This window comes from Roseomonas gilardii subsp. gilardii, from assembly GCF_023078375.1.
Lineage (GTDB): Bacteria > Pseudomonadota > Alphaproteobacteria > Acetobacterales > Acetobacteraceae > Roseomonas > Roseomonas gilardii.
In genome coordinates this window covers 1,008,272-1,034,188 of record NZ_CP095554.1, presented here as the reverse complement: position 1 = coordinate 1,034,188, position 25,917 = coordinate 1,008,272, and the positions used below count along the sequence as shown (strand labels likewise).

Annotated in this window: 23 protein-coding genes; 13 read left to right on the top strand and 10 right to left on the bottom strand. The window is 70.2% G+C overall.

Features of this window, described 5'->3' with window-relative positions:
• Positions 1–144: 144 nt before the first annotated feature.
• Positions 145–1,500 carry a glycosyltransferase family 87 protein gene (locus tag MVG78_RS04775; protein ID WP_247558686.1) on the top strand — a complete coding sequence of 452 codons (1,356 nt, stop codon included), beginning with the start codon at positions 145–147 and terminating at the stop codon, positions 1,498–1,500.
• Positions 1,501–1,712: 212 nt separating this feature from the next.
• On the opposite strand, the gene MVG78_RS04770 is transcribed toward MVG78_RS04775, so the two are convergent.
• Together MVG78_RS04770 and MVG78_RS04765 are read right to left on the bottom strand one after the other, a co-directional pair.
• Complete coding sequence (locus MVG78_RS04770; protein WP_247558685.1) at positions 1,713–2,369, bottom strand: alpha/beta hydrolase; 657 nt, start codon at positions 2,367–2,369, stop codon at positions 1,713–1,715.
• A 109-nt stretch (positions 2,370–2,478) separates the two neighbouring features.
• On the bottom strand, positions 2,479–3,402 hold the full coding sequence (locus tag MVG78_RS04765) for a ring-cleaving dioxygenase (RefSeq protein ID WP_247558684.1): 924 nt from the start codon (positions 3,400–3,402) through the stop codon (positions 2,479–2,481).
• A 155-nt stretch (positions 3,403–3,557) separates the two neighbouring features.
• On the opposite strand from MVG78_RS04765, the gene MVG78_RS04760 reads away from it, so the two are divergent.
• The 8 genes from MVG78_RS04760 to mnhG all read left to right on the top strand — a co-directional run bounded on the left by MVG78_RS04760 (position 3,558) and on the right by mnhG (position 11,365).
• The gene (locus MVG78_RS04760) at positions 3,558–4,469 is read left to right on the top strand and encodes a LysR family transcriptional regulator (protein ID WP_247558682.1); all 912 of its coding nucleotides are present in this window, start codon (positions 3,558–3,560) and stop codon (positions 4,467–4,469) included.
• Between the two features lie 461 nt (positions 4,470–4,930).
• Positions 4,931–5,626, top strand: a complete 696-nt coding sequence (locus tag MVG78_RS04755; protein WP_247558680.1) for a TetR/AcrR family transcriptional regulator — start codon at positions 4,931–4,933, stop codon at positions 5,624–5,626.
• 165 nt (positions 5,627–5,791) lie between these two features.
• A complete protein-coding gene (gene mbhE / locus MVG78_RS04750; protein ID WP_247558678.1) occupies positions 5,792–8,521 on the top strand; it encodes a hydrogen gas-evolving membrane-bound hydrogenase subunit E in 2,730 nt (909 codons plus the stop codon).
• Positions 8,518–8,898, top strand: a complete 381-nt coding sequence (locus tag MVG78_RS04745; protein ID WP_247558676.1) for a sodium:proton antiporter — start codon at positions 8,518–8,520, stop codon at positions 8,896–8,898. The genes mbhE and MVG78_RS04745 overlap by 4 nt, the downstream gene beginning before the upstream one ends.
• Positions 8,888–10,393 carry a proton-conducting transporter transmembrane domain-containing protein gene (locus MVG78_RS04740; RefSeq protein ID WP_247558675.1) on the top strand — a complete coding sequence of 502 codons (1,506 nt, stop codon included), beginning with the start codon at positions 8,888–8,890 and terminating at the stop codon, positions 10,391–10,393. The genes MVG78_RS04745 and MVG78_RS04740 overlap by 11 nt, the downstream gene beginning before the upstream one ends.
• Positions 10,390–10,740 carry a Na+/H+ antiporter subunit E gene (locus MVG78_RS04735; protein ID WP_247558673.1) on the top strand — a complete coding sequence of 117 codons (351 nt, stop codon included), beginning with the start codon at positions 10,390–10,392 and terminating at the stop codon, positions 10,738–10,740. Before MVG78_RS04740 ends, MVG78_RS04735 begins: the two co-directional genes overlap by 4 nt.
• Entirely contained in the window at positions 10,737–11,018 is a 282-nt protein-coding gene (locus MVG78_RS04730; protein ID WP_247558671.1) for an MrpF/PhaF family protein, read from the top strand. The genes MVG78_RS04735 and MVG78_RS04730 overlap by 4 nt, the downstream gene beginning before the upstream one ends.
• Positions 11,015–11,365: a monovalent cation/H(+) antiporter subunit G gene (gene mnhG / locus MVG78_RS04725; protein WP_247558669.1), complete on the top strand. Its 351-nt coding sequence runs from the start codon at positions 11,015–11,017 to the stop codon at positions 11,363–11,365. Before MVG78_RS04730 ends, mnhG begins: the two co-directional genes overlap by 4 nt.
• Positions 11,366–11,384: 19 nt before the next feature.
• Here mnhG and MVG78_RS04720 read toward each other — a convergent pair whose 3' ends face one another.
• Entirely contained in the window at positions 11,385–12,092 is a 708-nt protein-coding gene (locus MVG78_RS04720) for an alpha/beta fold hydrolase (protein ID WP_247558667.1), read from the bottom strand.
• Between the two features lie 14 nt (positions 12,093–12,106).
• Entirely contained in the window at positions 12,107–13,165 is a 1,059-nt protein-coding gene (locus tag MVG78_RS04715) for an AI-2E family transporter (protein WP_247558665.1), read from the bottom strand.
• Positions 13,166–13,409: 244 nt separating this feature from the next.
• Between MVG78_RS04715 and MVG78_RS04710 the strand changes: the two genes are divergently transcribed.
• From MVG78_RS04710 to MVG78_RS04695, 4 genes are all read left to right on the top strand, one after another.
• Positions 13,410–14,795 carry an alpha/beta hydrolase gene (locus tag MVG78_RS04710; RefSeq protein WP_247558663.1) on the top strand — a complete coding sequence of 462 codons (1,386 nt, stop codon included), beginning with the start codon at positions 13,410–13,412 and terminating at the stop codon, positions 14,793–14,795.
• 126 nt (positions 14,796–14,921) lie between these two features.
• Positions 14,922–16,544 carry an ABC transporter substrate-binding protein gene (locus MVG78_RS04705; protein ID WP_247558661.1) on the top strand — a complete coding sequence of 541 codons (1,623 nt, stop codon included), beginning with the start codon at positions 14,922–14,924 and terminating at the stop codon, positions 16,542–16,544.
• Complete coding sequence (locus MVG78_RS04700) at positions 16,541–17,071, top strand: GNAT family N-acetyltransferase (RefSeq protein ID WP_247558659.1); 531 nt, start codon at positions 16,541–16,543, stop codon at positions 17,069–17,071. Before MVG78_RS04705 ends, MVG78_RS04700 begins: the two co-directional genes overlap by 4 nt.
• Positions 17,071–18,891 (top strand): CocE/NonD family hydrolase, encoded by a 1,821-nt coding sequence (locus MVG78_RS04695; protein WP_247558657.1) that lies wholly within the window; start codon positions 17,071–17,073, stop codon positions 18,889–18,891. Before MVG78_RS04700 ends, MVG78_RS04695 begins: the two co-directional genes overlap by 1 nt.
• 175 nt (positions 18,892–19,066) lie before the next feature.
• Here the strand turns inward: MVG78_RS04695 and MVG78_RS04690 are convergent, their stop codons facing one another.
• The 6 genes from MVG78_RS04690 to MVG78_RS04665 all read right to left on the bottom strand — a co-directional run bounded on the left by MVG78_RS04690 (position 19,067) and on the right by MVG78_RS04665 (position 25,842).
• Complete coding sequence (locus MVG78_RS04690) at positions 19,067–20,446, bottom strand: NAD(P)H-dependent oxidoreductase (RefSeq protein ID WP_247558655.1); 1,380 nt, start codon at positions 20,444–20,446, stop codon at positions 19,067–19,069.
• Positions 20,443–21,333: an NAD(P)-dependent oxidoreductase gene (locus tag MVG78_RS04685; protein WP_247558653.1), complete on the bottom strand. Its 891-nt coding sequence runs from the start codon at positions 21,331–21,333 to the stop codon at positions 20,443–20,445. Before MVG78_RS04685 ends, MVG78_RS04690 begins: the two co-directional genes overlap by 4 nt.
• Positions 21,334–21,685: 352 nt before the next feature.
• The gene (locus MVG78_RS04680; RefSeq protein WP_247558651.1) at positions 21,686–23,218 is read right to left on the bottom strand and encodes a tripartite tricarboxylate transporter permease; all 1,533 of its coding nucleotides are present in this window, start codon (positions 23,216–23,218) and stop codon (positions 21,686–21,688) included.
• A gap of 12 nt (positions 23,219–23,230) precedes the next feature.
• Positions 23,231–23,713: a tripartite tricarboxylate transporter TctB family protein gene (locus MVG78_RS04675; protein ID WP_247558649.1), complete on the bottom strand. Its 483-nt coding sequence runs from the start codon at positions 23,711–23,713 to the stop codon at positions 23,231–23,233.
• Positions 23,714–23,744: 31 nt separating this feature from the next.
• The gene (locus MVG78_RS04670; RefSeq protein ID WP_247558647.1) at positions 23,745–24,755 is read right to left on the bottom strand and encodes a Bug family tripartite tricarboxylate transporter substrate binding protein; all 1,011 of its coding nucleotides are present in this window, start codon (positions 24,753–24,755) and stop codon (positions 23,745–23,747) included.
• 64 nt (positions 24,756–24,819) lie between these two features.
• Positions 24,820–25,842 (bottom strand): 4-hydroxythreonine-4-phosphate dehydrogenase PdxA, encoded by a 1,023-nt coding sequence (locus tag MVG78_RS04665; RefSeq protein ID WP_247558645.1) that lies wholly within the window; start codon positions 25,840–25,842, stop codon positions 24,820–24,822.
• Positions 25,843–25,917 lie beyond the last annotated feature (75 nt).

Below are 25,917 nucleotides of genomic sequence, written 5' to 3'. Positions count from 1 at the left end.
AGACTCCTGCGACAGGAGTGCAATAAATATTGCTAAAAGATGCGAAAACGTCTCTATGATGAGACATATTCCCTGCTCCGCCCTCCCCGGCGGCCCGATTCTCATTGTGCTGAACGGCACCCGACGGAGGCCCGGACGCTTCTCATGCTGACCAAACTGCTCCCCCTCGCGGATCTCGTGACGATCGCCGGCAGCCTGTTCCTCTTCTTCCGGCTGGCGCGCCGGGAGGCGAGGCCGGCCTGGGCCCTGCCCGCCCTTTGCGCCGTCGCGGCGCTGGCGCTCTTCGCCATCTCGGAGCCGCGGCACCTCTTCGAGGATTTCCGTGCCGCCTATTACCTGGGCGGGCAGGCCGTGCTGGACCGCCCAGCGGCGCTGGGGCCGCAGATCGAGCGGGGCGTGGACGGCTTCGTGAACCTGCCCATCGTGGCCTATCTCTTCGCGCCCTTCGGCCTGCTGCCGGACAAGGCGGCGGCGGTACTGTTCACGCTGATCGGCCTCGCGGCCACGGCGGGTGCCTTCCTGCTCCTGGTCCGGCTCACCGGGCTGCGCGGGACGGGGTTCTGGCTGCTGCTGCTGCTCTTCGCCATCAACGGGCCGCTGCAGAACAGCCTGAAGGAAGGCAACACCACCCATATCGTGCTGCTGATGCTGGCCGCCGGGCTCTGGCTGCTGCGCGGGCGGCGGGACCTGGCGGCGGGGCTGCTGCTCGGCTTCGCGGCGGTGATCAAGCTGCCGCTCATGCTCTTCGGCCTGTATTTCCTGTTGCGGCGGAACTGGCACGCCACGGCCGGCTTCGCCGGCTTCTGCGGCGCGGCGGGGCTGCTGTCCCTCGCCATCTTCGGCTGGGAGATGCACTGGCACTGGCTGCAGCTCTGCGTGCTCCAGTTCAGCAGCCATCCGCTCGGCGCCTTCAACGTGCAGTCCGTGGCGGGCTTCCTGGTGCGCCTCGCCGAAGGCCCGGTGGCGCTGATGGACTGGGAGACGCTGCGCAGCCCGGCACCGCTGCAGCGGCTGACCGGCACGGTGGTGGTCGGGCTGCTCTACCTGACCGCGCTGCTTGCCTGCGTGAAGGGCGCCATCGGCGAGAGCCAGGATGCCGGGAGCCAGGATGCGGGGACACGGAGCGGCCAGGGGCGGGATCTGGAGTACATGCTGGTGCTGGTGCTGGCCGTGGTCAGCAGCCCGCTGTCCTGGTCGCACTACTACGCGCTGATGCTGATGCCGGCGGCCTTTTTCCTGGCCCCCGGTTCCACCCTCTCCGCCAGCCCCGCGCGGCGCGCGCTGGGCTGGGCCGCGATCCTGCTGACGACGCCGGCCGTGCTCGTCATCACCTTCGCGAATCCGGGATTGATGGAGGCCTATGCCCGGTTCGGCGTCTCCTACCTGCTCTTCGGTGGGCTGCTGTGGTTCGGCCTGCTCGCCTGGAGCCGGGCCTGGGCCGCCTCGCCACAGGGTTTCCACCTGGGCGGGCGGGCCGCGCAGCCGGCGGCGGGGTCCTGACGCCAGGGGCAGGAAGGCCGCCGCTACCTGCCCATCGCGCATCGCCGTGCTCCCGGGGGCAAGGCCCCGTCTTGCCCCGACTCCTCCCCTGCCCTCGGTTCGTTACCGTTCGCTGACACCGGTTCGGGCCTGGGCGTCCCGGCATCATGCGGCTCGCCATGAACCTGCCGATGATGGATGGCCGGGCCGTCCCTGAGGCGGGCCGGGTGCCCTCAGAGCCGGTCCAGCCAGGCCCGTGCCAGGGACAGGTCCATCTGCGACAGGCCATGCCCCACCGGCAGGGCATGGCGCTCGACCCCGGCCCCCGCCTGGCGCAGCCGCGCCGCCAACCCCTCGCTGTTCGCGGCGGGCACGATGGGGTCGGCCGTGCCCAAGAGCAGCAGAACCGGCGTACCGTCCAGCCCCGGCGGCGGGATCGGTTCCTCGTCCCGGAAGGGCTGCATGGCCCGCAGCAGCACCGCCCCGCGCAGCAGGCCCGGATGGCGCAGCAGCAGCGCCACGGCGATGTTGGCGCCGTTCGAGAAGCCGAGCGCGACCGGCGCCTCCAACCCATAGGCCCCCTGCGCATCACGGATGAAGGCGGCGAGGTCGTCGGTGCGGCGGCGCAAGTCCGCCTCGTCGAAGACACCTTCCGCCAGACGGCGGAAGAAGCGCGGCATGCCGTTCTCCAGCACCTGGCCGCGTGGGGAAAGCAGGGCGGAACCCGGCGCCACCGCCTCGCCCAGCGGCAACAGGTCGTCCTCATCGCCGCCGGTGCCGTGCAGCAGCAGCAGGGGCGGGCGGCCCGGGCGCGTGGCCGGATGGAACCGGTGCTGGAAGCCCAGGCGGGTGCCATGGCCGGTTCTGGGGCCGGTCTCGGTGCCGCTCATGCGGGTGTCTCCTTTCGTGTCATTCTCCTGCCCGGACGGCGCGCCACCGGGGGGGCGCGCCGTCCCAGGGTCGGGCCAGGATGTCAGGCCAGGGGGTCAGGCCAGGGGGTCAGGCCAGGGCGGGCAGCGCGGCCTCGATCGCCGCCCGGTGGGGCCGCAGGAAGGCCGGCAGTTGCAGGCCCGTGCCCAGGGCCTCCGGCGCCTCGTCCACGGCAAAGCCTGGGATGTCGGTCGCGATCTCGAAGAGCACGCCGCCCGGCTCGCGGAAGTAGACGGACCGGAAGTAGTCGCGGTCCTTCTGTTCCGTGGTGCGGATGCCGTGGTTCTCCACGAGCTTGCGCGCCATCTCCATCTCCGCCGCGTCATCGGCGGCGCGGAAGGCCAGGTGGTGCACCGAACCCCGCCCCAGCCGCGCCGGCAGGAAGCCGCCGACACCTTGCAGGTCCACGATCCCGCCCAGCACCGTGCCTGCGGCACGGTAGCGCAGCGTGTCGCCCTCGCGCGCCGCCTCGGCGAAGCCGAAGACATCGCTGAGGATGGCACCGGTCGCCTCGGTGCGGTCCAGCATCAGGCGCACGCCGTGGAAGCCGCGGATCGCTACCTCGGCCGGAACCTCACCCGTGCTCCAGACGGGTTCAGCCTCAATGCCCGGCAGGCCGACCAGGGCGAGGCGCATGCCGTCCGGGTCGCGGAAGCGCAGCAGCGTCTCGCCGAACGCCTCCGCGCGCTCCACGCCATGCGGCGCCAGGCGCTGCGTCCAGAAGCCGATCGCGCCCTGGGGTACGCGGAACACCGTCTCCTGCAGTTCGCCGATCCCGGCGCGGCCGGGGGCGGCATTCTCCCATGGGAAGAAGGTCAGGATGGTGCCGGGGCTGCCGGCCTCGTCGCCGTAGTAGAAGTGGTAGGCGCCGGGGTCGTCGAAGTTCACCGTCTTCTTCACCAGCCGCAGCCCGAGGGTGCGGGTGTAGAAGTCGAGGTTCCGCTGCGCCTTGCCGGCGATGGCGGTCACATGATGGATGCCGTTGCGGGCCATGGAAGCTCCTCCAGGCTGGTTTCACTGTCTGTCATGCATATGGGCAATGGGCCCCTATCTCCCACCACAAACGAATTGCATGATTGCAATGCGGATCATGCATCAGAGGCCGCCCCTTCCAGCGAGCGGTGCGGAATGCGAGGCTCCAGCTCATCGTGACCGATAAGCCCCGCTCCCCCACTGCCCTCGCCTGGGATGATTTCCGGCTGATCCAGGCGGTGGCGGAGACGCGGGCGCTGCCGGCGGCCGCGGCGCGGCTCGGGGTGGCGCATTCCACCGTCTTCCGCCGCCTGCGGCAGATCGAGGAGATGGTGGGCTATCCGCTCTTCGAGCGGCACCGGGGCGGCTATGCTCCAACGGCGGCGGGGGAGGAGATGGCGGCCCTGGCCGGACGGGTGGACGAGGACATCACCGCCGTCACCCGCCGCCTCGCCGGACAAGCCCCCGGCCCTGCCGGCGAGGTCCGGCTGGCCACCAGCGACAGCCTGCTGGCCGATCTGCTGATGCCGATGCTGGTGCGTTTCCGCGCCGCCTGCCCCGACGTGCGGCTGGACCTCGTCACCGGCAATGCCGCCGCCAACCTGTCCCGCCGGGATGCCGATGTCGCACTGCGGGCCAGCGATAAGCCGCCGGATACGCTGGTCGGGCGGCGCGTGGCGCGGATCGCCTGGGCGCTCTACGAGCCCGCCTCCGCGCCGGTCGCCCCAGGTGCCGATCCGATGGGGCGGGACTGGGTCTGTCTCGGCGACAATCTTGCCGGGCTGAAGGTGACACGCTTCGCCCGGGAGCGTGTGCCGGCGGCACGGCTGGCGGCGCGGTTCGATGGGGTGCTGGCCCTGGCCGACGCGGTCGAATCGGGGCTGGGGATCGGGCACCTGCCCTGTTTCGTGGGGGATAGCCGGGCGGGCCTGCGCCGCCTGGCACCGCCGGAACCGGATTTCGCCGCCGATCTCTGGCTGCTGACCCATCCGGACCTGCGGCACCTGCCGCGCATCCGCGCCCTGACGGATTTCCTGGCCGGGGCGATCGCGGCACGCCGGGCTGTCATCGAGGGGGAGACCAGATAGGCCCGGCGGGTGGCGTCGCGCTTCGTGGCTGGCCCCCGGGGGCAAGGCGCCGTCTCGCCCCCAGACCCCCACTCCGCCCATGACCATGATGGGGGACCGGAGCCGGTCCCCGGACCCCGGGCTTTCGTTGACATTGGTGGTGGGCGTCAGCCTGCGGGCTGATCCTGGGGGCAGGTGGATCAGCGGGGCTCCCGAAAAGAAAAACAACACCGTGTTCGCGCTGGTGGCGCCCACAGTCGCCGGAGAGCACCAACGAATGGGAGGTCCAGGGTCAAACGTATACGTTTGACCAGGTTCCTGGCGGATCAGGGGGACCGGGGGGTCGACGCACTGCGTCGACGGCGGAGCCTTGTCCCCCGGGGACAGGGCAACGCCGGACGTGAAGCGCAACCGGGGCTGGGCGGCGGCATTTGGCCGTGGCGATGTTGGGCGGGTATGAAGGGATTCGCAGGAGCGTCCCATTGGCCGACACGACGAGCGAATTGACGGAGCCACATTTCCGCCGGAACGATCCGGAACGCACGAAGCGGGAGATCATGGAGGCGGCGCGCGAGGAATTCGCGCGGCACGGGCTGACCGGTGCGCGGGTGGATGCCATCGCGGCGCGCACCAAGACCGCCAAGCGGATGATCTATTATTATTTCGGCAGCAAGGAGGGGCTCTACCTCGCCGTGCTGGAGGCCGCCTATGACGACATCCGCTCGGTAGAGAGGGAGCTGCGGCTGGAGGCGCTGGCGCCGGAGCAGGCGATCCGCCGGATGGCGGAGTTCACCTTCGACTACCAGTGGGACCATGCGGACTTCATCCGCCTCGTCACCATCGAGAACATCCATCACGGCCAGTACCTGCGCCAGTCCCGCAACGCCCGGAGCCTGAACGTCACGATCATCGACGCACTGCGCATCATCCTGGAACGGGGTCAGCGCGAGGGACTGTTCCGCAAGGATGTCGATGCCATCGACGTGCACCTTTTCATCAGCGGCTTCTGCTTCTTCCGCTCCGCCAACCGCCATACGATCGAGGTCCTGTTCGGCAAGGATCTGGGGGAGGCCGGGCTGCGGGCGCGGCACCGGGAGATGCTGGTGCAGGGCGTGCTGGGCATGCTGCGCCCTCCCACCGCCGGAACGGGGGCGGAAGGCGGCGGAACCGCGGCGTGAGGCGGCGGACCGGCATGGAAACCGGCCCGGCCCGGAAACCCATCACAAGCCAGGGAGCTTCTCCGGCATGATCTTTCGCCTGCTCCGCCGACAAAACCGTGGCCCGCGGAACCTCACCCCGCGAGATCCTGGCATCTCCCCTGCCCAGCCGCCGGTGAATTCGCCGTGCTGCCGCTGATCCTGCTGGTCGCCCTGGCCGGGGCCTGCCTGGCCGCGCCTGTGTCGCGCCTGCTCGGCCGCGCCGGGGGCTGGGGGCTGGCGCTGCTGCCGGCGGGGCTGTTCGGGATGTTCCTGAGCTTTGCGCCGCTGATCGCCGGGGGCGGCGTGGCCGAGACGCGGCTGCCCTGGGCGCCGTCGCTGGGGGTGGAGCTGGCCTTCCGGCTGGACGGCTTCTCCTTCCTCTTCGCGCTGCTGATCACCGGCATCGGCACGCTGGTGGTGGTCTATGCCGGCGCCTACATGGCGGAGAAATCACCGGGCGACCGGGCGCGCTTCTTCACCCTGATCCTGCTTTTCATGACCGCCATGCTGGGGGCGGTGCTGTCGGACAACCTGCTGGTCTTCTTCATGTTCTGGGAGGCGACCAGCATCCTCTCCTTCATGCTGGTGGGCTTCGACGGCAAGAGCCCGGCCTCGCGCCGCTCGGCGCTGCAATCCCTGCAGGTGACGGTGGGCGGGGGGCTGGGGCTGCTCTGCGCCATCGTGCTGATCGGGATCACCCTGGGCAGCTTCAGCTTCTCGGGGGCCAGCGACCGGGCAGGGGAGCTGGCGCGGAGCCCCTGGGTCGCCCTGATCGTGATCGGGCTGCTGCTCGGCGGCTTCACCAAGTCGGCGCAGTTCCCCTTCCACTTCTGGCTGCCCAACGCCATGCAGGCACCGACCCCGGCCTCGGCCTATCTGCATTCGGCCACGATGGTGAAGCTCGGCATCTACCTGCTGGCGCGGTTCGAGGGGTTCTTCGCCGAGGTGCCGGGGGGGCGCAGCATCCTGATCGGCTTCGCCGCAGCGACCATGCTGGTGGCGGGGGTGCAGGCGCTGCGGGCACAGGGCTTCAAGGCGGCGCTGGCCTATTCCACCGTCGCCTCGCTGGGCATCCTGGTGATGCTGATCGGGCTGGACGGGCCGATGGCCAGCGTGGCCACGGTGGGGTTCATCCTGGCGCACGCGCTCTACAAGGCGGCGCTGTTCTTCTGCGCGGGCAATGCCATCCACGCCACCGGCAAGTCGCATCTGCGGCAGATGGGCGGGCTGGTGCGCTTCCTGCCGCTGACGGCAGTGGCGGCGAGCCTGGCCAGCCTGTCCATGGCCGGGCTGCCGCCCTTCATCGGCTTCATTTCCAAGGAGTTCCTGTTCGAAGCGCAGATCCAGAGCTCCTGGGACGCCGTGCCGGTGGCCATCGCGGTGCTGGTGAACGCGGTGATGGTGGGCGTGGCCGGGGTGGTCTCGCTGCGGCCCTTCTTCCTCGGGCGCGGCAAGATCACCGAGGTCAAGCATGGGGAAACGGTGGGGCTGACGCTGGGGCCGCTGCTGCTGTCGCTGCTGGGCCTCACGATCAGCCTGGAGCCCGAATGGGTGCGCGACAACGTGCTGAACCCGGCGGTGCTGGCGATCTATGGCCAGCCGGTGGAGGTGAAGGTCGAGCTCTGGCACGGGCTGACGCCGATGCTGATGCTGAGCCTGGTGGTGGTGGCCATCGGGGCGGTGATCGTCACCTTCTGGCGATCGATCCACACCTGGCTGCTGGCGCTCCAGCCCTTCGACCACTATGCCGCCGAGATCGGCTACGATGCCCTGATGCGCGGCCTGGTCGGCTTCGCCCGCCGGGTCACCGGCTTCGTGCAGAATGGCGACCTGCGGCGCTATCTCTGGCTCGCGGCCGTCTCGGCCATGGGGCTCTGCCTGTTCGGCGCGGTGCGGGCGGGCACGGTGCCGCGCTGGCCGGAATTCGGCCGCTTCGACCCGGCCACCGCCGCCATCCTGCTGGTCGGGCTGGCCGGGGGCTTCGCCGCCACCCGCGCGCGCTCCCTGCTGTCCGCCCTGGTGGCGGTGGGGCTGGTGGGGCTGGCGGTGGCGCTGGTCTTCCTGCGCAACGGCGCGCCGGACCTGGCGCTGACGCAGTTCTCGGTGGAGGCGCTGATCGTCGTGCTGCTGACCGCCGTGCTGCTGGTGCTGCCGCTCGCGGCCCCGGCGACGCGCAGCCGGGCGGAGCGGCAGCACGACATCCTGCTCTCCTGCTGCTTCGCCGCGCTGGTCTTCCTGACGACCGTGGACATGCTGGCCGGGCCGGCGGATGGCACGGTCTCCGGCTTCTATGGCGCGCAGAGCTATGCCGCCGCCTTCGGCCAGAACGTGGTCAACGTGATCCTGGTGGACTTCCGTGGCTTCGATACGCTGGGCGAGACGGTGGTGATCGGCATGTCGGCGCTGATGGCCTGGTCGCTGCTGAAGGCCGATCCGGTCCCGGCACGGGAAAGGCCGGCCGCCTTCATCCTGGCCGCCACCAGCCGTGCCTTCTTCGCGCTGCTGCTGCTGGCGGCGGTGATGATCCTGCTGCGCGGGCATAACCAGCCCGGCGGCGGCTTCGTGGGCGGGCTGGTGGCGGCGCTCGCCTTCGCCATGCTGGCCCTGGCGGGGGGCGTGGAGCGGGCGCGGGCGGCGCTGCGGCTGCATCCGATGGTGCTGGTCGGGCTGGGGATGGGGCTGGCGGTGCTGAGTGGCGTGCCGGGACTGCTCGCCCATGGCAGCTACCTGAAGCATCTCTGGGTCCAGGCCGACCTGTTCGGCCTGACCGTCAAGCAGGGCACCACGCTGATCTTCGACCTGGGCGTCTTCGCCGTGGTGCTGGGCGGGGTGCTGGCCTTCCTCTTCGGCCTGCAGCGGGAGGCGGAGCGATGAACCTGCTGACTGCCTTCGTGGCCGCCGCGCTGGCCGGGTGCGGCCTCTACATGGCGCTGTCGCGCAACCTGGCGCGGCTGGTGCTGGGACTGGCGCTGTTGTCCACCGCGGTGAACCTCGTGCTGTTCATGACCGGGCGGCTGCGCTCGGACCAGCCACCGCTGATTCCCGATGGTGAGGCGGTGCTGAGGCTGTCCGCCGATCCCCTGCCCCAGGCGCTGGTGCTGACGGCCATCGTGATCGGCTTCGCCCTGACCGTGGTGCTGATGACGCTGGTGCTGCGTGCCTGGCGTGGGGAAGGCACGATCAACGCCGCCCGGATCACCGCCGCCGAGCCGCCTTTCCCTGAGGACGGGGAGGATGCCGATGCGCGCTGAATCCCTGCTGCCGGGCCTCCTGCTCCTCTGGCCGGTGGTGGGCACGCTGCTGGCCGCGGCGCTCTGCGCCGTGCTGCGCCACCGCCCGGACTGGCAGCGCGCCACGATGGAGGCCGCCATCGGGCTGATGCTCGCCGCCTCGCTCGGCCTGCTGGCCGAAGTGTCGCAGAACGGGCCGCTGACGCTCGTCTTCGGCGGCTGGCCGCGCCCCTTCGGGGTCAGCTTCGTGGCCGACCGGCTGGGGGCGATGCTGTCCGTCTTCACGGGCATCGTCGGGCTGGTGGTGGCCATCTATGCGCGGGCGGATATCGGGCCGCGCCGGCGCGCAGCCGGGTTCGATGCGCTGTTCCTGGCCATGCTGGCGGCGGTGAACGGCGCCTTCCTGACCGGCGACATCTTCAACCTCTATGTCTGGTTCGAGCTGATGCTGGTGACGGCGCTGGGCCTCACCGTGCTCGACCGGCGGCGGGCGCAGATCGACGGGGCGATCCGCTATGCCGCGCTGAGCATGCTCGGCGCGGGCTTCATGCTGCTCGGCATCGCCCTGCTGTTCGGCGAGGCGGGGACGCTGAACATGGCCGACCTGTCCCGCGCCCTGAGCGGGCGGGCGCCGAGCCTGGCGCTGGTGGCCTCGGCCTTCCTGCTGCTGTCGGGCTTCGGGCTGAAGGCGGGGCTGTTCCCCTTCTTCTCCTGGCTGCCTGCGGCCTATCCCACCGCGCCGATGACGGTGCTGGCGGGGATGGCGGGGCTGCTGACCAAGGTCGGCTTCTATGCCTGCCTGCGTGTGCTGGTGCTGGTCTTCGGCCTGGGCACGGCGCCGGTCATCCCGGGCCTCGCGCCCATGCTGGGCCTGCTGGCGGCGGTGACCATGGTGCTGGGCGTGCTGGGGGCCATGGCGCAGGAGGACACGCGGCGGATCCTCGCCTTCCAGATCATCGCCTCGATCGGCACGATGATGATGGGGCTGGCGCTGGCCAGCCTGGCGGGTCTGGCCGCCGCTATCCTCTACATGCTGCACTCCATCCTGGTGACGACGAGCCTGTTCCTCGCCGCCGGGGCCATCGCCCGCGCCAATGGCAGCACCGACCTGAACCGTTGCGGCGGGCTGATGAAGCGGCAGCCGATGCTGGCGGTGTATTTCGCCGTCCCGGCCCTGTCGCTGTCCGGCATCCCGCCCTTCTCCGGCTTCTGGGGCAAGTTCGTGCTGGTGCAGGCGGGCTTCCTGTCGGGTGGCGGCGCGCTGGCGCTGGTCCTGCTCGCGACCGGCTTCGTCACCGTCTATTCCATGAGCCAGATCTGGGTGGAGGCCTTCTGGAAGGCGCCGGGCAGCGGCCGCGCGCCGCGCCGCGTACCGCCCGCCATGCTGGCGGCCCTGGGCATCCTGGCCTTCCTGATCCTCGCCATGGGGATCGGGGTAGAGCCGCTCGGCGCCTTCGCGCGGGAGGCGGCCCAAGGGATGTTGCCCGGGGCATTGCCGGCGGGAGGCGGAGCATGAGCCTGCTGCGCCTTCCCTTGCGCCTTTGGGCGCTGCTCTGCCTGATCGTCACCTTCCTGTGGGACCTGGTGGCCTCCTCCCTGTCCGTGGCGCGCATCGTGCTGTCGCCCTATGCGCAGCCGCTGCCGGCCATCGTGGTGGTGCCGGTGGAGGCGCGCACGCGCTGGGGCGTGGCGCTCTTCGCCTATTGCGTCTCGCTGACGCCGGGCTCCACCTGCCTGCACGTCTCGGACGACCTGCGCCGCTTCTACGTGCATGTGCTGGACGCGCGGACGGATGAGGAGGTGATCGCGCAGTTCAAGCGCCTCTACGAGCGCTGGATCCTGATGCTGGAAGGAGGCCGATGAGCATGGAAGGGATCGAGACCCTGGCCGGGCTGCTGGCCTTCGTCCTGGTGCTGCCGCTGGGCCTCGCCGCCTATCGCATGATCGCGGGGCCGGGCTTCGCCGACCGTTTCGTGGCGCTGGACATGCTCACCGCCGTCGCGGTGGCCTTCGCCGCCATGACGGCGCTGGCGACGGGGCGCAGCGCCTTCCTCGATGTCGGGCTGGTGATCGCGCTGGTGAACTTCGTCGCCACCTGCGCCTTCGCCGCCTTCCTGGAACGCAAGGGAAGCCAACGATGATCGCCGCCCTCCTGATGATCCTGGGCACCGCCTTCCTCTGCATCGCCGCCATCGGCGTGGTGCGGCTGCCGGATGCCTTCCAACGCATGCATGCGGGGACCAAGGCCGGCACGCTGGGCACCACGCTGGTGCTGGTCGGCGCGCTGCTGGCAGGGGATGCCGTGAAGCTGCCGACCGGGGTGCTGACGATCCTCTTTCTGCTGCTCACCCTGCCGGTGGCGGCACAGCTTCTCGGCCGGGCCGCCTACATGTCCGGCGCGACGCTGCGCGGGCTGAAGGGCGAGGACCCGCTGGCGGAGGTGGTGGAGCGGCAGAAGGCGCCGCTGGAGGAGCGGCTGCGCGGCTGATCCGGGTTGCCGGGGGGCGTCAGCCCTCGGTCGTTATCCCATGGTCGAACCGGCCGTGGCGCAGGAAATGGAGGCTCTGCCGGATCACCTCCGGGTGGCGCATCATCAGCGTGTGGGTGACGTGCAGCACGATATGGTCGGCCATCCCCTCCACCCGGGTGCGGGCGACGCAGACGCTGCCGTCATTCGGCCCGGGCAGGACGAGCCAGGCGGCCAGGAGGTTCAGCGCGCGGTCGCCGGCAATGACGCCCAGCTCGTAATCCACCGGGCCGAGCAGGGTCGCGAGCGCCGCATCCGGCGTGGTCACGAGCTGGGCCCCGGCGGGGCCGAAGACGCGGTGATAGAGGGGGCGGTAGAGAGCCTGCCCGCAGAGCAGGTCGGCCAGTTCGCTGCCCGCATTGGGCGTGCCCAGCATCACCACCCGGCCCAGCGCCGGAGGGCGGTGGCGGGTGATATAGGCCCGCGCCAGCAGCCCGCCCATGGAATGGGCCACGACATGCACCCGGCCGCCGTCGCGTTGCAGGAACGCCCCGGCCTCGTCATGCAGGTCCTCCGCCAAGGCCTCCAGCGGCTTGCGGCGCGCCTCGTAGTCGATGTTCAGCGTCTCGTAGCCAGCGGCGCGCAGCGCCTGTTCCATCACGGACATGGAGGAGGCGCGCCGGGCGATGCCATGCAGCAGCAGGACCCGCTCCGGGGCGGCGGGGCTGGCTTCCTGCGAGGCGGGCATGGTCGGCGGCCGTTTCAGCCGGCCGTGTCACGGCCGGAGAGCAGATCCGCGATCCAGCGCGATCTGTCATAGGCGGCGCAGAGGACCAGAGCCGCGATGGTGACGGGAATCCCGATGAAGGCGCCGGCGATGCCCCAGAGGAAGGACCAGAAGAAGACGGCGAACAGCACGATGAAGGGCGAGACGGAGACCGCCTTTCCGGCCAGGCGGGGCTCGATATAGCTGCCGGACAGGAACTGGATGGTGTTCAGCCCCAGGAAGACGGTCAGCGGCATTTCCCAGGAGCCGAACTGCAGGGCGGCGAAGAAGGTCGGGAAGACCGTCGCCACCAGCGGGCCGAGGAAGGGGATGTAGTTCAGCGCGAAGGCGATGAGGCCCCATTCCACCGGCAGGTCCAGCCCGGCGAGCAGGGCGAAGGCCCAGATGGTCACGCCGGTCAGCGCGCTCATCACCGTGCGCACCAGCATGTAGGTCTGCAGCTTCGAGGCCACCCGCATGCAGGCATCGAGCAGGCGGCGCCCCTCCCCGTGCCGGCCCATGGCGGAGAGCTTCCGGTGCAGGATGTCCACCTCCAGCATGCCCAGGATGGTGAAGACCAGCGTGACGGTGACGAAGCTCATGAAGCCCTGGAGTTGCCCGGTGGCGGCCTGGGCCAGCCAGACGACCCAGCGCATGTCGAAATTCTCCGCCACCAGCCCGGCCACGGGGAGGCCGTGCCCCTCCAGCCATTCCGCCTGGCGGAGGTAGAGGTCCTGGAAGCGCGTCGCGTTGGCGATGACCCATTGCGCGATCCGCGAGAAGCCCCAGGCCACCAGCAGGGCGAGCAGCATCACCGCGACCAGCGCCACGATCAGCGTGATCACCAGGGCCAGCACCTTCGGCAGGCGGCGCTGCAGCAGGCTCTGCAAAGGCCAGACCACGGCGATGATGAAGAGCGCGAAGGTCGCGGGCACGAAGACCGAGGCGGCCTCGCGGAGCGAGGCGAAGACGAGGACCGCCGCGCAAAGGCCCGTCGTCAGGCGGAGCACCGGTTCGCGTGCGGCATGCGATAGGAGGCCCGGCTCGGTCCCCATGCGGATTTCTCTCCTGTGACCCGGCCATTGGGAATGGGCCGGACCGGTTGTCAATACGCCCCGGCATGCTTGCCCGGCGGCACCGCCGGGTTGCAGCATAGACGCTGAGGGCCGACAGCGTGCCGATTCGGGTTGGCTGATTTGCGGCGCCCCGAAGGATGGAGGCGCACCGGTGCCGGCATTTCCGATCAGGTTTCTCCGCAGGGGCCTGTATTTTGTCCTCGGAGCCCTTCTGGCGGTCTTCGTGCTGCGCGCCTGGCAGGTCCAGAGCGGCCCGCCGCTGCGGACCTGGCACCTCTATGTTCCCAGCGAAATGCGGGCCGAGGAGATCGGGAAGACCGACTGGGCGGGTTATCTGGCGGCGGAGCAGCGCGTCTTCGACTCCGTGCGGCGGGAGGTGACGCAGAAGCTGACGCCGGAGGAGCGCACGCCGCTCAACCGCTATTTTGAGGGCAGCCCCGTCTATCCGCCGCGCTTCCGGCAGGACTGGAACCGCTCCTTCGTGCTGGAGCCCGACGGCCCGCCGCGCGGCGCGGTGGTGTTGCTGCACGGGCTGACCGACGCCCCCTACAGCCTGCGCCATGTCGGCCGCTTCTACCGTGACCGCGGCTATGTCGCCATCGGCATCCGCCTGCCGGGGCATGGCACCGTGCCGGCGGCGCTGAGCGACGTGACCTGGGAGGACTGGATGGCGGCCACACGCCTCGCGGTGCGGGAGGCCCGGCGGCGCGTCCCGCAGGGGCCGCTCGAGATCGTGGGCTTCTCCAACGGCGGCGCGCTGGCGATGAAATACGCCATGGAGGCGCTGGACGATCCCAGGCTGGCGCGGCCGGAGCGGGTGGTGCTGATCTCGCCCATGGTGGGCATCACCGAATTCGCCCGTTTCGCCGGGCTGGCGGGATTGCCGGCCCTGCTGCCGCGCTTCGCCAAGGCGAGCTGGCTCGGCATCGTGCCGGAGTTCAACCCGTTCAAGTACAACTCCTTTCCGGTCAACGGCGCGCGCCAGTCCTGGCGGCTGACCCGGGCCTTGCAGGAACAGGTCAGCCAGCGCGCGCGCGAGGGCCGGCTCGCCGGGCTGCCGCCGGTGCTGACCTTCCAGTCGGTGCTCGACACCACGGTCAGCACGCCCGCTGTGCTGGATGCGCTCTATGCCCTGCTGCCGGCCAATGGCAGCGAGCTCGTGCTGTTCGATCTCAACCGCAACAGCAAGCTGGGCATCCTGCTCAGCCCGAGTTCGGAAACGGCGCTGGAGCGGATGCTGCCGCCGGGGCCACGCCGCTACCGCACCGTGGTCGTCACCAATGCCGCGCCGGGGCAGGAGGCCATGGTGGCGCGGGTGACCGAGCCTGGAAGCATGGAGATGCGGGTGGTGCCGCTGCGCGACACCTATCCGCGCGATGTCTATTCCCTTTCCCACGTCGCCCTGCCCTTCCCGCAAAGCGATTCGCTCTACGGACAGTTTCCCGACCCGGCCGACGAGGATTTCGGGGTGCATTTCGGCACGATCGCGCCGAAGGGCGAGCGCGGCGTGCTGGCGGTCAGCCTCGATGCGCTGATCCGCATGTCCTCCAACCCCTTCTTCGACGAGATGCTGGAGCGGATCGGACAGGGGCTCGGCGCGCCGCACTGACGGGTGCGCGGCCGCCCTATGCCGGCACGCCGCATCGGCGCATCCTCCGTGCCCGATTCACGCTCCCGCCGCCCCGGAGCCCCGCTCCCGGCCGGCATGGCCGGAGCCAAAGGGAGAGCGACGCCCATGATCCCACCCCAGCCGCCCCGCATTCCGCGCCGCGGCCCCCTCCTGGCCCTCCTGGCGGCGCTGGGCCTGCCGGCCATGGGCGTACCCGCTGTGACGACGCCCGCCCGGGCCCGGTCGGCGGACGAGGCGCGGATCGCTCTGCAGACCGAGACCTCCTCGCTCGACCCGCATTTCGCCCTGGTCGGCGCCAACCAGGCCATCGCGCAGCATATCTTCGACCCGCTGATCGGCTCCGACAGCAACATGCGGCCGGTGCCGGGGCTCGCCACCGTGACCAATCCGCAGCCGGATGTCTGGGAGTTCCGCATCCGCGACGGCGCGGTGTTCCAGGACGGCGCGCCTGTGACGGCGGAGGATGTGCGTGCCTCGCTGGAGCGCATGCCGAAGGTGCCGAACAGCCCGGCGCCCTTCATCCGCATGCAGGCCGCCGTGACCAGCATGGAGGTGGTGGACGAGCGCACCATCCGACTGCATTCGCGCGGCGCGGACCCGGCCGTGGTGCTGAACGCCATGACCGCCTATGTCATCCCGGCCCGGGTCGCGAAGGAGGCGAGCACCGCCGACTTCAACAGCGGCCGAGCCGCCATCGGCTCCGGCCCCTGGCGCTTCGTGAGCTGGCAGCCCGGCTCGCAACTCGTGCTGGAGCGCAACGACCGCTACTGGGGCGAGAAGCCTGCCTTCCGCCGTGTCACCATCCGCCCCATTGCCAGCGACGCCGCGCGCATGGCGGCACTGCTGTCCGGGGATGTGGACCTGATCGACAACGTGCCGCCCGGCGACGTCGCGCGGCTGCGCGGGGACGGGAAGATCGGCCTCACCGCCTCCCCCTCGGCACGGCTGATCTATCTGGCGCTGGACCAGGGCGGGGAGACGACACCCTTCGCCACGGACAAGGAGGGCAGGCCGCTGCCGAAGAATCCGCTGCGCGATGCGCGGGTGCGGCAGGCGCTGTCCCTCGCCATCAACCGGGCACTGATCGTGGACCGTGTGCTCCAGGGCAGCGGACGGCCCGCCGGGCAGCTCGCCGTGGAGGGGCAGGTCGGCTACGACCCGCAGCTCGCCGCCCCCGCCTACGATGCCGCGGCGGCGAAGCACCTGCTGGCCGAGGCGGGCTATCCGGACGGTTTCCGCCTCACCCTGCATTCGCCCAACAACCGCTATGTCGAGGACGACAAGACTGCCCAGGCAGTCGCGCAGTTCTGGAACCGCATCGGCATCGACGCGCGGGTGGAGGTGATGCCCTCCAACGTCTTCTTCACCCGCGCCGGCAAGCGGGAGTTCAGCGCCTTCCTGATCGGCTTCGGCCATACCACGGGGGATAGCTGGCTCGGCCTGTCGCAGGTCCTGCACAGCTATGACGGCAGGGGCTATGGCGGGCTGAACCGCGGGCGCTACAGCAACCCGGCTTTCGATGCGCTGATCGACCAGGCGCGCACCGTCCCCGACACGGAACGCCGCGGCGCGCTGCTGCGGCAGGCGCAGGAGGTCGCCTTCCAGCAGGATGCGGCGATCCTGCCGCTGCATGTGCCCAACAATGTCTGGGCGCATCGCGCGAACCTGACCTATGAGGGCGGGCTGGAGGAGAACACCCTGGCCCAGCACCTGCGGCCGAAACCGTGAGCACCGGCATCGCGATCCGCCCGCTCGACGGGGCGGATGGCGCGGCGTTCCGGCGGCTGAGGCTGAAGGCGCTGCGCGACCATCCGGAATCCTTCGGCATGAGCCATGAGGAGGCCGGGCTGCGCGATGAGGCGGCCTTCGCCGCGCAACTGGCCGGGGCGCTTCCGCCGGACCTCGTGCTTGGCGCCTTCCGTGACGGCGCGCTGGGCGGCATGGCGGGCTTCCTGGTGGACAAGGGCGCCAAGGCGCGGCACCGGGGCATGGTCTGGGGCGTCTATGTGGCGCCCGCGCTGCGTGGCCAGGGTGTCGCGCATGCGCTGATGCAGCGGCTGATCGCGCATGCGCAGGAGCATGTGGAGCTGCTGCATCTCACCGTCACCTGCGGCAATGACGCGGCCGCCGCGCTGTACCGTGGGCTCGGCTTCGTGTCCTTCGGCGTGCAGCGCCGCGCGCTGAAGGTCGGCGGCCGCTACTTCGACTGGGACATGATGCAGCTCGACTTCGTGCCGGACGGGGAGAATCGGTGATGCGCCGCACCGAGTACAGGATGGCCTGCCGCGACGGCGTCCGCCTCGCCACGGATATCTATCTTCCGGACGGCGAAGGCCCCTGGCCCACCATCCTGGAGCGCACGCCCTATGGCAAGCGCGAGGTCTCGCGCTCCGAGCGTACCGCCGCCGACCCCGTCCCCGTGAAGCGGGAGGCGATCGCGGCGTATTTCAACGCCGCCGGCTATACCGTCGTCTATCAGGACTGCCGGGGCCGCTACGGTTCCGAGGGCGAGTTCGTGAAGTACCTCGCCGATGGCGAGGACGGCTACGACTGCTGCGCCTGGATCGTGGAACAGCCCTGGTGCGACGGCCGGATCGGCACGATGGGGCTGAGCTACGCGGCCCATACCCAGGCCGCGCTGGGCTGCCTCGACCCGCCGGGCCTCGCGGCGCAGATCCTGGATTCCGGCGGCTTCTCCGATGCCTGGAACGGCGGCATCCGGCGTGGCGGCGCCTTCGAGCTGAAGCAGGCGACCTGGGCCTTCAACCAGGGGCGCCTCGCGCCGGAAACCATCGCCGACCCGGTGCGCAGCGCGGCTTTCGCGGGCGAGAGCCTGCATGACTGGTTCGCCCGCTGGCCCTGGAAGCCCGGCCATTCCCCGGTGCGGCACGCGCCGGATTACGAGGACTATCTCTTCGAGCAGTGGCAGCGCGGCGCCTTCGACGAATACTGGCAGCGCCTCGGCATCTATGCCAAGGGCTGGCACGGCCGCTATGCCGATGTGTCCATGGTGCACATGTCTTCCTGGTACGATCCCTATCCGCGCACGGCGGTGGAGAATTTCCGGGGGCTGCGCGATGCCGGGCGTGGGCGGCCCTCGCTGATCCTCGGCCCCTGGACGCATGGCAACCGCTCGCAGACCGCCTTCGGCGAGGTGGAGTTCGGCCCCGAGGCCACCATCGATTCCTGGGCCGGGGACTGGCGCGCCTTCCGCCTGCGCTTCTTCGACCGCTGGCTGAAGGGCGAGGCGAATGGCGTGGATTCCGATCCGCCCGTGCGCGTCTTCGTCATGGGCGGTGGCTCCGGCCGGAAGAATGTGGAAGGGCGGCTGGAACATGGCGGCCATTGGCGGCACGCCACGGACTGGCCGCTGCCGGACACGCGCTTCACCCGCTTCCACCTGCATGGCGATGGCGGGCTGCGGGAGGACGCGCCGCCGGAAGCCGCGGCGCCGCTGTCCTGGACCGCCGACCCCGCCAATCCGGTGCCGACCGTGGGCGGTGCGATCACCTCGATGGAGCCGCTGATCGCCGGCGGCCCCTATGACCAGCGCGAACGGCCCGACATGTACGCGCATCGCGCTCCCTTCCTGCCGCTGGCCTCCCGCCCGGATGTGCTGGTCTTCCAGACGGAGCCCCTGGCCGGGGACGTGACGGCGGTCGGCCCCGTGGTGGCGCATCTCTGGATCGCCTCCGACGCGCCGGACACCGACATCACCGCCAAGCTGGTGGATGTGTATCCGCCCAGCGAAGACTACCCGCAGGGCTTCGCCATGAATCTCTGCGAGGGCATCCTGCGTTGCCGTTACCGCGAGGACCCGTCACGCCCCGTGCCGCTGGAACCGGGCGTGCCCGTGCCCGTCACGGTGGAGCTCTTCCCCACGGCCAATCTGTTCAAGGCAGGGCACCGCATCCGGCTGGACATCGCATCGAGCGAGTTCCCACATTATGACCTGAACCCGCAGACCGGCGAGCCGGAAGGCAACTGGCGGCGGATGCGGGCGGCCACCAACACGCTCTTCGTCGATGCCGGGCGCGCTTCGCACCTGGTGCTGCCGGTGGTGCCGGCAGGGTAGGAACCCCGCCGGCCCACCTGCGTCCAAGGGCCGGGCGACAGATCAACGGCAGCCGCCAGCACCAACTCAGGCCCGGGGTCCGGGGACCGGCCTCGGTCCCCGGCGGAGTGGGGGTCCGGGCGGAGAGGCAGCGCCTCTCTCCCGGGGCTGGAACACAGGCGCGACGCCGCCGTGATCAGCCCGCAGCCGGAACCACGTCCTCCTGCCGCAGGGACTGGAGCAGCGAGCCCTCCAGATCCACCATTTCCTCACGAATCAGCGTACCGCGCGGCACATCCACGCGCAGCGGCTTGTTGGCGGCGAGGTAGAAGGGGGCCAGCCCCCGCGCCTCGGCCACGGGCAGGAGGAGCGGCGTGCAATCCGTCATGATGTGGTGGTGGCCGCCCATCTCCAGCACTTCGCCGGCGCGGAAGTCGCGCTCGGCGCGCGCCACCATCACCGCTTCCACCCGCTGCCGGTCGCTGCCGGAGGCACGGCCATGGCCCGCCGCGGACAGCAGCGAGACGGGCGTTTCCAGGCCCATGAAGTGATAGGGCAGGAAGATGCAGGCATAGCGCCCGTTGCGGCTCACCAGATGGCCCTTGCCGCGCAGCATCTCCCAGACCGGCCGGTCGCCCGCCCGGACCACGACGAAGACGCCGCCGCCGAAGCTCACCTCCTCCGGCCGGCGCAGGCAGTTGAACACGTCCACCACGCCGGTGCGGTCGAGGATGCCGCCATCCTCGCGCGGGATGAAGACATCCGCGAGTTCGGTGATGCGGCAGAGCGGGTAGCTGAGCTCCGGGCGCGAGGGCAGCAGGCCGGTGGAGTTGGCCACCACGTTCATCTCGCAGTAGTCGGGCGTGGCGCTCTGCGGCAGGTCGGCGAGCGCGGCGGAACGGCGTGCCAGCGTGCCCGTCACATCCTCGCCCAATGCCCACAGATCCGCCAGGGCGGGCGCCTCGCCACGCAGGTCGGCGCAGGTCACGGTGCCGGTGGCATGGTCGAAGACGAAGTCGTATTCGCTGGACTTGCCGGCGGCGACGACCTCGAAGCCCAGCAGCCGCGCCCAGGTGACGAGGCCGATCAGGTTGCTCGGCTGGTCGCCATCCGCCGTGGTGTAGACGAGGCCCCGGTCGCAGGCGAGCCGGTTGAGATGCGGACCGACGACGGAATCCACCTCCTTGCTCACCATGGCGACATGCGCGCCGCGGCGGATCGCCTCCAGTGCCATGCGGGCGCCGGCCTCGGGCTGGCCCGTGGCCTCCACCAGGATGTCATGCGGCACGGCGCCCAGCAGGGACTGGTCGCGCAGCACCACGATATGGCCGGTGGCGGCGGCCTCGCGCGCGCTGTCCGGCGTCTCGCAGATCCGGGCGGCATCCGCCGGGAAGCCGAGCTCCGCGAGCAGTGCCAGCACGCCCTCGGGATCGAGGTCGCAGAGCGCCGCCGGCCGCAGCCGGGGAATGGCACGGATCTGCGCCAGCAGGGTGCGGCTGAAGCCGCCCTTGGCACCTGTCAGGGCGAAGCCGAAGCAACGGTCACCCAGGTCGCGGAAAAGGATCTCGTGGTTCATGCCTTCGCCTCCTCTGCCCCGGCAGGCGGGTTGCGGCGCTCCAGCTCCAGCAGCAGGGCGGAGTGGTCGGGATCGCCCTGGCTCTCGATCAGCCCGCGATAGAGATCGGCGGTGAGCGCCGAATAGGGCACGCTTTCCAGCCCCAGCCGTTCCGCCGCGTCGAGCGTGTTGTCCAGGTCCTTCAGATGCGTGACGCAGCGGCCGCGCGTGGCGAAGTCGCGCTCGATCATGCGCTGGGCATGCAGTTCCAGGATGCGGCTCTCGGCGAAGCCGCCGCGCAGCGCCTCACGCACCTTGGCCGGATCGGCGCCGCCGCGCGCGGCCAGCATCAGCGCCTCGGCCACCGCACCGATGGTGACGCCGACGATCACCTGGTTGGCCAGCTTGGCGAGTTGCCCCGCCCCATGCGGTCCGACCAGCACCGGGCGTCCCATGGCGCGCAGCACCGGCTCGACACGGGCGAAGGGCGCCGCTTCGCCGCCCGCCATGATGGCGAGCGTGCCGGCCTCCGCCGCCGTGGTGCCGCCGGACACCGGTGCGTCCACATGATGCACGCCCCGCCCGCCCAGGCGTGCGGCATGATCCTGCGCCTCGGCCGGCTTGATGGAGGACATGTCCGCCACCACCGCGCCGGGCGGCAGGGCCTCCGCCATGCCGCTGCCGAAGAGCACGCGCTCCACCACCGGGCCGTTCTCCAGCATCAGGATCACGGCCTCGGCCTCGCGCACCGCCTCGGCGGCACTGGCCGCCACGCGGGCGCCGGCCTCGGCGAAGGGGGCGGCCTTGTCGGGGGAACGGTTCCAGACCGTCAGCTCATGCCCCGCCGCCAGCACGCGGCGCGCCATGTGGCCACCCATCAGGCCCAGGCCGAGGAATGCGAGTTTCATGCGTCGTTCCGCTTTCGGTTCGGGCGTTGCGCTGTCCCGTGGGAAAGGCTCCACCTTTCCCCCGGCCCCCCTATCCGCCAGGAAACTGAGTTTCCTGGACCTTCCATGCGTTGGCTTTCACTGCAGCGGGATCGCGCCGAAGGGCTCAGCCCTTCGGCGACGGCGGATGCCGCGATCGCGGACGCCCTGTTGTGTTCTACGAGTTCCGCTCGTCCATGCGCGCTCCGGCATGGTCTCCCGGACAACGCCTCCGCCCCGTGCCAACGCAAGGCGGAGTCTGGGGACATACCATGTCCCCAGCGGAGGGGGACCGGAGGAGGCAGGGCCTCCTCCCGGGGCCGGACACGGACGATCACGCCTGGCTTCCCGACCCCGCGGCCAGGGCCGACTTGCCGGCGCGGCGCCAGCCCAGGATGGCCGCCACGATGGGCCACAGCAGGAACAGGACAGCGATGGTGGAGATCGTTCCCACCAGCGGGTTGGACCACAGGATGCCGATCGAACCCTGGGACAGCAGCATGGACTGGCGGAAGGCGTCCTCCGCCTTGTCGCCGATCACCATGGCCAGGACGAGCGGGGCGATCGGGTAGTCCAGCTTCTTCATGACATAGCCCGCCACGCCGAAGACCAGCATGATCCAGAGGTCGAAGGCGGAGTTCGCGACGGTATAGGCGCCGGCGAGGCAGACCGTGACGATGATCGGGCCGATGATGGTGAAGGGCACCGAAAGCAGCGCCGCGAAGAAGGGCACCGTGGCCAGCACCAGCACCACGCCGATGACATTGCCCAGATACATCGAGGCGATCATGCCCCAGACGAAATCCTTCTGCTCGATGAAGAGCATCGGGCCGGGGTTGAGGCCCCAGATCATCAGCCCGCCCAGCATCACCGCCGAGGTGGCGGAGCCGGGGATGCCCAGCGCCAGCATCGGCAGCATGGCGGCGGTGCCGGCGGAATGGTCCGCCGTTTCCGGCGCGATCACGCCCTCCGGCTCGCCCTTGCCGAAATGGTCGCGGCGGCGCGAGACCTTGCGGGCGATGCCATAGGACATGAAGGAGGCCGCGGTCGGCCCGCCGGGGGTGATGCCCATCCAGACGCCGATGGCGCTGCCGCGCAGCATGGCGAGGATGTACCGCGGCATCCGCGCGGCGGCGCGCAGGATCTCAATCGGGTTCAGCTTGGCGCGGACACTCTTGAACTCCAGCCCTTCCTCCAGCGTCAGCAGCAGTTCCCCGATGCCGAAAAGGCCGATCACCACGACGAGGAAGGAGATGCCCTTGATCAGCGCGGGGATGTCGAAGGTCAGGCGCATGGAGCCGGACACCGTGTCCATGCCCACCATGCCGAAGCCGAAGCCCAGGCAGATGGAGACCAGCGTCTTGAGCGGCGCGCCGCCGCCGAAGGCGATGAAGGAGGCGAAGGCCAGGAGATAGACCGCGAAGTATTCCGGCGGCCCGAAGCGCAGCGCGAAGGAGGTGACGAAGCCCGAGAGCAGCGTGATCACCACCACGCCCACCAGCGCGCCGAAGCCGGCGGAGAGGAAGGCATAGGTCAGCGCCTCGGTGGCCCGCCCGTTCCGGGCCATGGGATAGCCGTCGAAGGTCGTGGCGACGGAAGAGGGCTCACCCGGGATGTTGAACAGGATCGAGGTGGTGGAACCGCCGAACAGCGCGCCCCAGTAGAGGCTGGTGAGCAGGATGATGGCCGAGACCGGGTCCATCGAGAAGGTCAGCGGCAGCAGCAGCGTCACGCCGTTCGGCGCGCCCAGCCCGGGCAGCACGCCGACCAGGATGCCCAGCAGCACGCCGCCCATGATGATGGCGACGTGGTGGAAGGTGAGCACGACGCCGAAGCCGTGCATCAGCGAATCGAGGTTGTCGAACATCGCCCAGTCTCCTCAGGCCAGGCCGAGCCAGACCTCGACCGGCCCCTTGAGGAGCGGCACGAGGAACCAGTTCTCGAAGACCAGCCAGGTCGCGACGGTGTAGAGCAGCGGCACGGCGATGCTGGCGAGCCAGGAATGCCGCCCCTGCCAGCGCATCATGACGATCAGGTAGGCGGCCATGGCGACATACATGCCGAGGGTGAGCGAAAGCACCACCAGGGCCAGGATCGACAGGCCGAAGCGCAGCACGCGGCCGCCGCCGGCGCGGTCCACGAAGACCTCCCGCGTCAGCGCCACCCGGTTGTACCAGCTCTGCACCGCGATCGCGACGGCGGCGGCCATGACGATCAGGCCGATGCGGAAGGGGAAGTAGCCGGCCTGCGGCCCATCCTCCGCCCAGCCGTAATCGAGCTCCATGGCACCGATCACGGCCACGGCGCCGAGCAGGAAGACAACGGCCGCCGTGGCCATTTCCATCCGGTAGCGGGTCAGCATCGCCGTCGCTCCCTGTCCAGCTTCCGGTGCCTCAGTTCACCAGCCACTTCTCGGCGGCGAACATCTCCTTGCCGGACTTCTGCTCCTCCTCCATGAGGGGCTTCATCTGCTCGGGCGTCAGGAAGACCGCGCTCTGCACCGTGCGGGTGATGTAGTCCTTCCACTCCGGCGTCTCGGTGACCTTGCGCATCACGCCGGTCCAGAATTCCTGGGCCTCCTTCGGCACGTCGGGCGGCAGGAAGACGGTGCGCGGCATGCGGTACTCGTCCACCGGGATGCCCTGGCTGGCGCAGGTCGGGATATCGGCCCAGGACTGCGTCGCGGTCACCTTCTCCGTGACCGGCAGGGGCGTCTTGCGGAAGACGCAGACCGGGCGGACCTGGTCGCCGCGCCAGCCGCCGACGCTCTCGGAGGGGTTGTTGACGTTGGAATCCACATGGCCGCCGGCGAGCTGCACGCCCGCCTCTCCGCCGCCGCGGAAGGGAATGTAGGTGAAGCGCACGCCGGTCGCCTTCTGGATCTTCAGCGTGAGGATCTGGTCGGTGTCCTTGGTCTGGCTGCCGCCCATCTTCATCGCGCCCGGCTTCTCGCGGGCCGCGGCGATGTAGTCGGCGGCGGTCTTGTAGGGGGCGTCCGCCTTCACCCAGAGCATGAACTCGTCGAAGGCCATGGTGGCCACCGGCACGAGTTGCTCCGGCTTCCAGGCCACGCGGGCCACATAGGGCAGCAGCCACTCGTTGTTGGTGCCGAAGATCACCTTCAGCGGATCGCCCTGCGAGCCGCGGCCATAGACGAAGCCCTCTGCGCCCGAGCCGCCGCCCTTGTTGGTGACGACGACGGGCACGTTCAGCAGATCATGCTTCTGGATGGCCGCCTGGATGGTGCGGGCGAAGAGGTCGGTGCCGCCGCCGGCACCGGAGGTGACGATGAACTCGACGGGGCGGTTCGGTTCCCAGGCCGCCAGGGCGGGGCGGGGCGCCGTCGCCGCCAGGGAGGCGGCGCCGAGCGAAAAGGCGAGCGTCAGCGTCGGGAGAACGCGCATTCTTGTTTTCCTCCAGGGTAAGGCGCGCACCCGTTCCGGGCCTTCGCGCCGTTAAAGGGATCGATCAGGCGGCGATGCGGCTCGCCGCCATGCGGGAGGCCAGCAGCAGCGCGTTGCGCATGGCGCCGGGATGGGCGATGCCCTTGCCCGCGATGTCATAGGCCGTGCCATGGGCGGCGGTGCAGATCGGGAAGGGGAAACCGCCCATCAGCGTCACGCCGGCATCGAAGCCGATCAGCTTCATCGCGATCTGGCCCTGGTCGTGGTACATGGTCAGCACCGCATCGAAGTCGCCGCGCTTGGCGCGCACGAAGACCGTATCCGCCGGAAAGGGGCCGTCGCAGGCGATCTGCTCGCGCTTGCCGGCCTCCACCGCCGGGGCGATCACCTCGATCTCCTCCCGCCCGAAATTGCCGTTGTCGCCGGCATGCGGGTTCAGCCCCGCCACGGCGATGCGCGGGCGGGCGACACCGGAGGCACGCAGCGCCTCGTCGGTCAGGCGCAGGTTGTCGAGGATGTTCTCCTTCGTCAGCAGCCCGGCCACGTCCTTCAGCGGCACATGCGAGGTGACGCGGGCGTTCCACAGCCCTTCCAGGACATTGAACTCCTTGGCCACGCCGTGGAAGCCGATGGTTTCGGCGGAGAAGCCGATCTCGTCCTCGTAGCCCGGGGTGACGAGGCGCATCGCCGCCTTGTTGAAGGGGGTGAAGCAGACCGCATCGGCTTCGCCGGCGGCGGCCATGCGCAGGGCACGGCGGAAATTCTCGGTGGCGAAGCGGCCGCCAGCCTCGGAGATCTCGCCCAGCTTGATATCGTCCGGATTGCCATGGCCGAGATCGACCAGCACCGGACGGCCGGGGACGCGGCGCGGCATGGCCTCGCCCTCGCGGACCACATCGACATCCGGGTCCACGCCGGCGAATTCGGCACCCCGCGCCAGCATCCGCACATCGCCGATCACGGTGATCTCGGCGGCCTCGCGCACCACGGGATCGGCCAGAACCTTGGCGGCAAGTTCGGAGGAAACGCCCGCCGCGTCGCCCATGGCCAGGGCAATCCTCGGCCTCGTCAGCAGTTGCGCTTCCATGCCGCCCTCTCCCGCTTTCTTGCTTTGGCTTCGTGCCAGTCGTCACATAGAGTATGCTTCACACTGCATACAGTA

What these genes read in the sequence shown, in the direction of transcription:
- MVG78_RS04695 (WP_247558657.1), top strand. Translation starts at nt 17,071, where the DNA reads ATGCGCCGCACCGAGTACAGGATGGCCTGCCGCGACGGCGTCCGCCTC.
- MVG78_RS04745 (WP_247558676.1), top strand. Translation starts at nt 8,518, where the DNA reads ATGAACCTGCTGACTGCCTTCGTGGCCGCCGCGCTGGCCGGGTGCGGC.
- MVG78_RS04770 (WP_247558685.1), bottom strand. Translation starts at nt 2,369, where the DNA reads ATGAGCGGCACCGAGACCGGCCCCAGAACCGGCCATGGCACCCGCCTG.
- MVG78_RS04740 (WP_247558675.1), top strand. Translation starts at nt 8,888, where the DNA reads ATGCGCGCTGAATCCCTGCTGCCGGGCCTCCTGCTCCTCTGGCCGGTG.
- MVG78_RS04735 (WP_247558673.1), top strand. Translation starts at nt 10,390, where the DNA reads ATGAGCCTGCTGCGCCTTCCCTTGCGCCTTTGGGCGCTGCTCTGCCTG.
- MVG78_RS04670 (WP_247558647.1), bottom strand. Translation starts at nt 24,755, where the DNA reads ATGCGCGTTCTCCCGACGCTGACGCTCGCCTTTTCGCTCGGCGCCGCC.
- MVG78_RS04690 (WP_247558655.1), bottom strand. Translation starts at nt 20,446, where the DNA reads ATGAACCACGAGATCCTTTTCCGCGACCTGGGTGACCGTTGCTTCGGC.
- MVG78_RS04775 (WP_247558686.1), top strand. Translation starts at nt 145, where the DNA reads ATGCTGACCAAACTGCTCCCCCTCGCGGATCTCGTGACGATCGCCGGC.
- MVG78_RS04685 (WP_247558653.1), bottom strand. Translation starts at nt 21,333, where the DNA reads ATGAAACTCGCATTCCTCGGCCTGGGCCTGATGGGTGGCCACATGGCG.
- MVG78_RS04705 (WP_247558661.1), top strand. Translation starts at nt 14,922, where the DNA reads ATGATCCCACCCCAGCCGCCCCGCATTCCGCGCCGCGGCCCCCTCCTG.
- MVG78_RS04680 (WP_247558651.1), bottom strand. Translation starts at nt 23,218, where the DNA reads ATGTTCGACAACCTCGATTCGCTGATGCACGGCTTCGGCGTCGTGCTC.
- MVG78_RS04730 (WP_247558671.1), top strand. Translation starts at nt 10,737, where the DNA reads ATGAGCATGGAAGGGATCGAGACCCTGGCCGGGCTGCTGGCCTTCGTC.
- mnhG (WP_247558669.1), top strand. Translation starts at nt 11,015, where the DNA reads ATGATCGCCGCCCTCCTGATGATCCTGGGCACCGCCTTCCTCTGCATC.
- MVG78_RS04720 (WP_247558667.1), bottom strand. Translation starts at nt 12,092, where the DNA reads ATGCCCGCCTCGCAGGAAGCCAGCCCCGCCGCCCCGGAGCGGGTCCTG.
- MVG78_RS04675 (WP_247558649.1), bottom strand. Translation starts at nt 23,713, where the DNA reads ATGCTGACCCGCTACCGGATGGAAATGGCCACGGCGGCCGTTGTCTTC.
- MVG78_RS04665 (WP_247558645.1), bottom strand. Translation starts at nt 25,842, where the DNA reads ATGGAAGCGCAACTGCTGACGAGGCCGAGGATTGCCCTGGCCATGGGC.
- MVG78_RS04715 (WP_247558665.1), bottom strand. Translation starts at nt 13,165, where the DNA reads ATGGGGACCGAGCCGGGCCTCCTATCGCATGCCGCACGCGAACCGGTG.
- MVG78_RS04765 (WP_247558684.1), bottom strand. Translation starts at nt 3,402, where the DNA reads ATGGCCCGCAACGGCATCCATCATGTGACCGCCATCGCCGGCAAGGCG.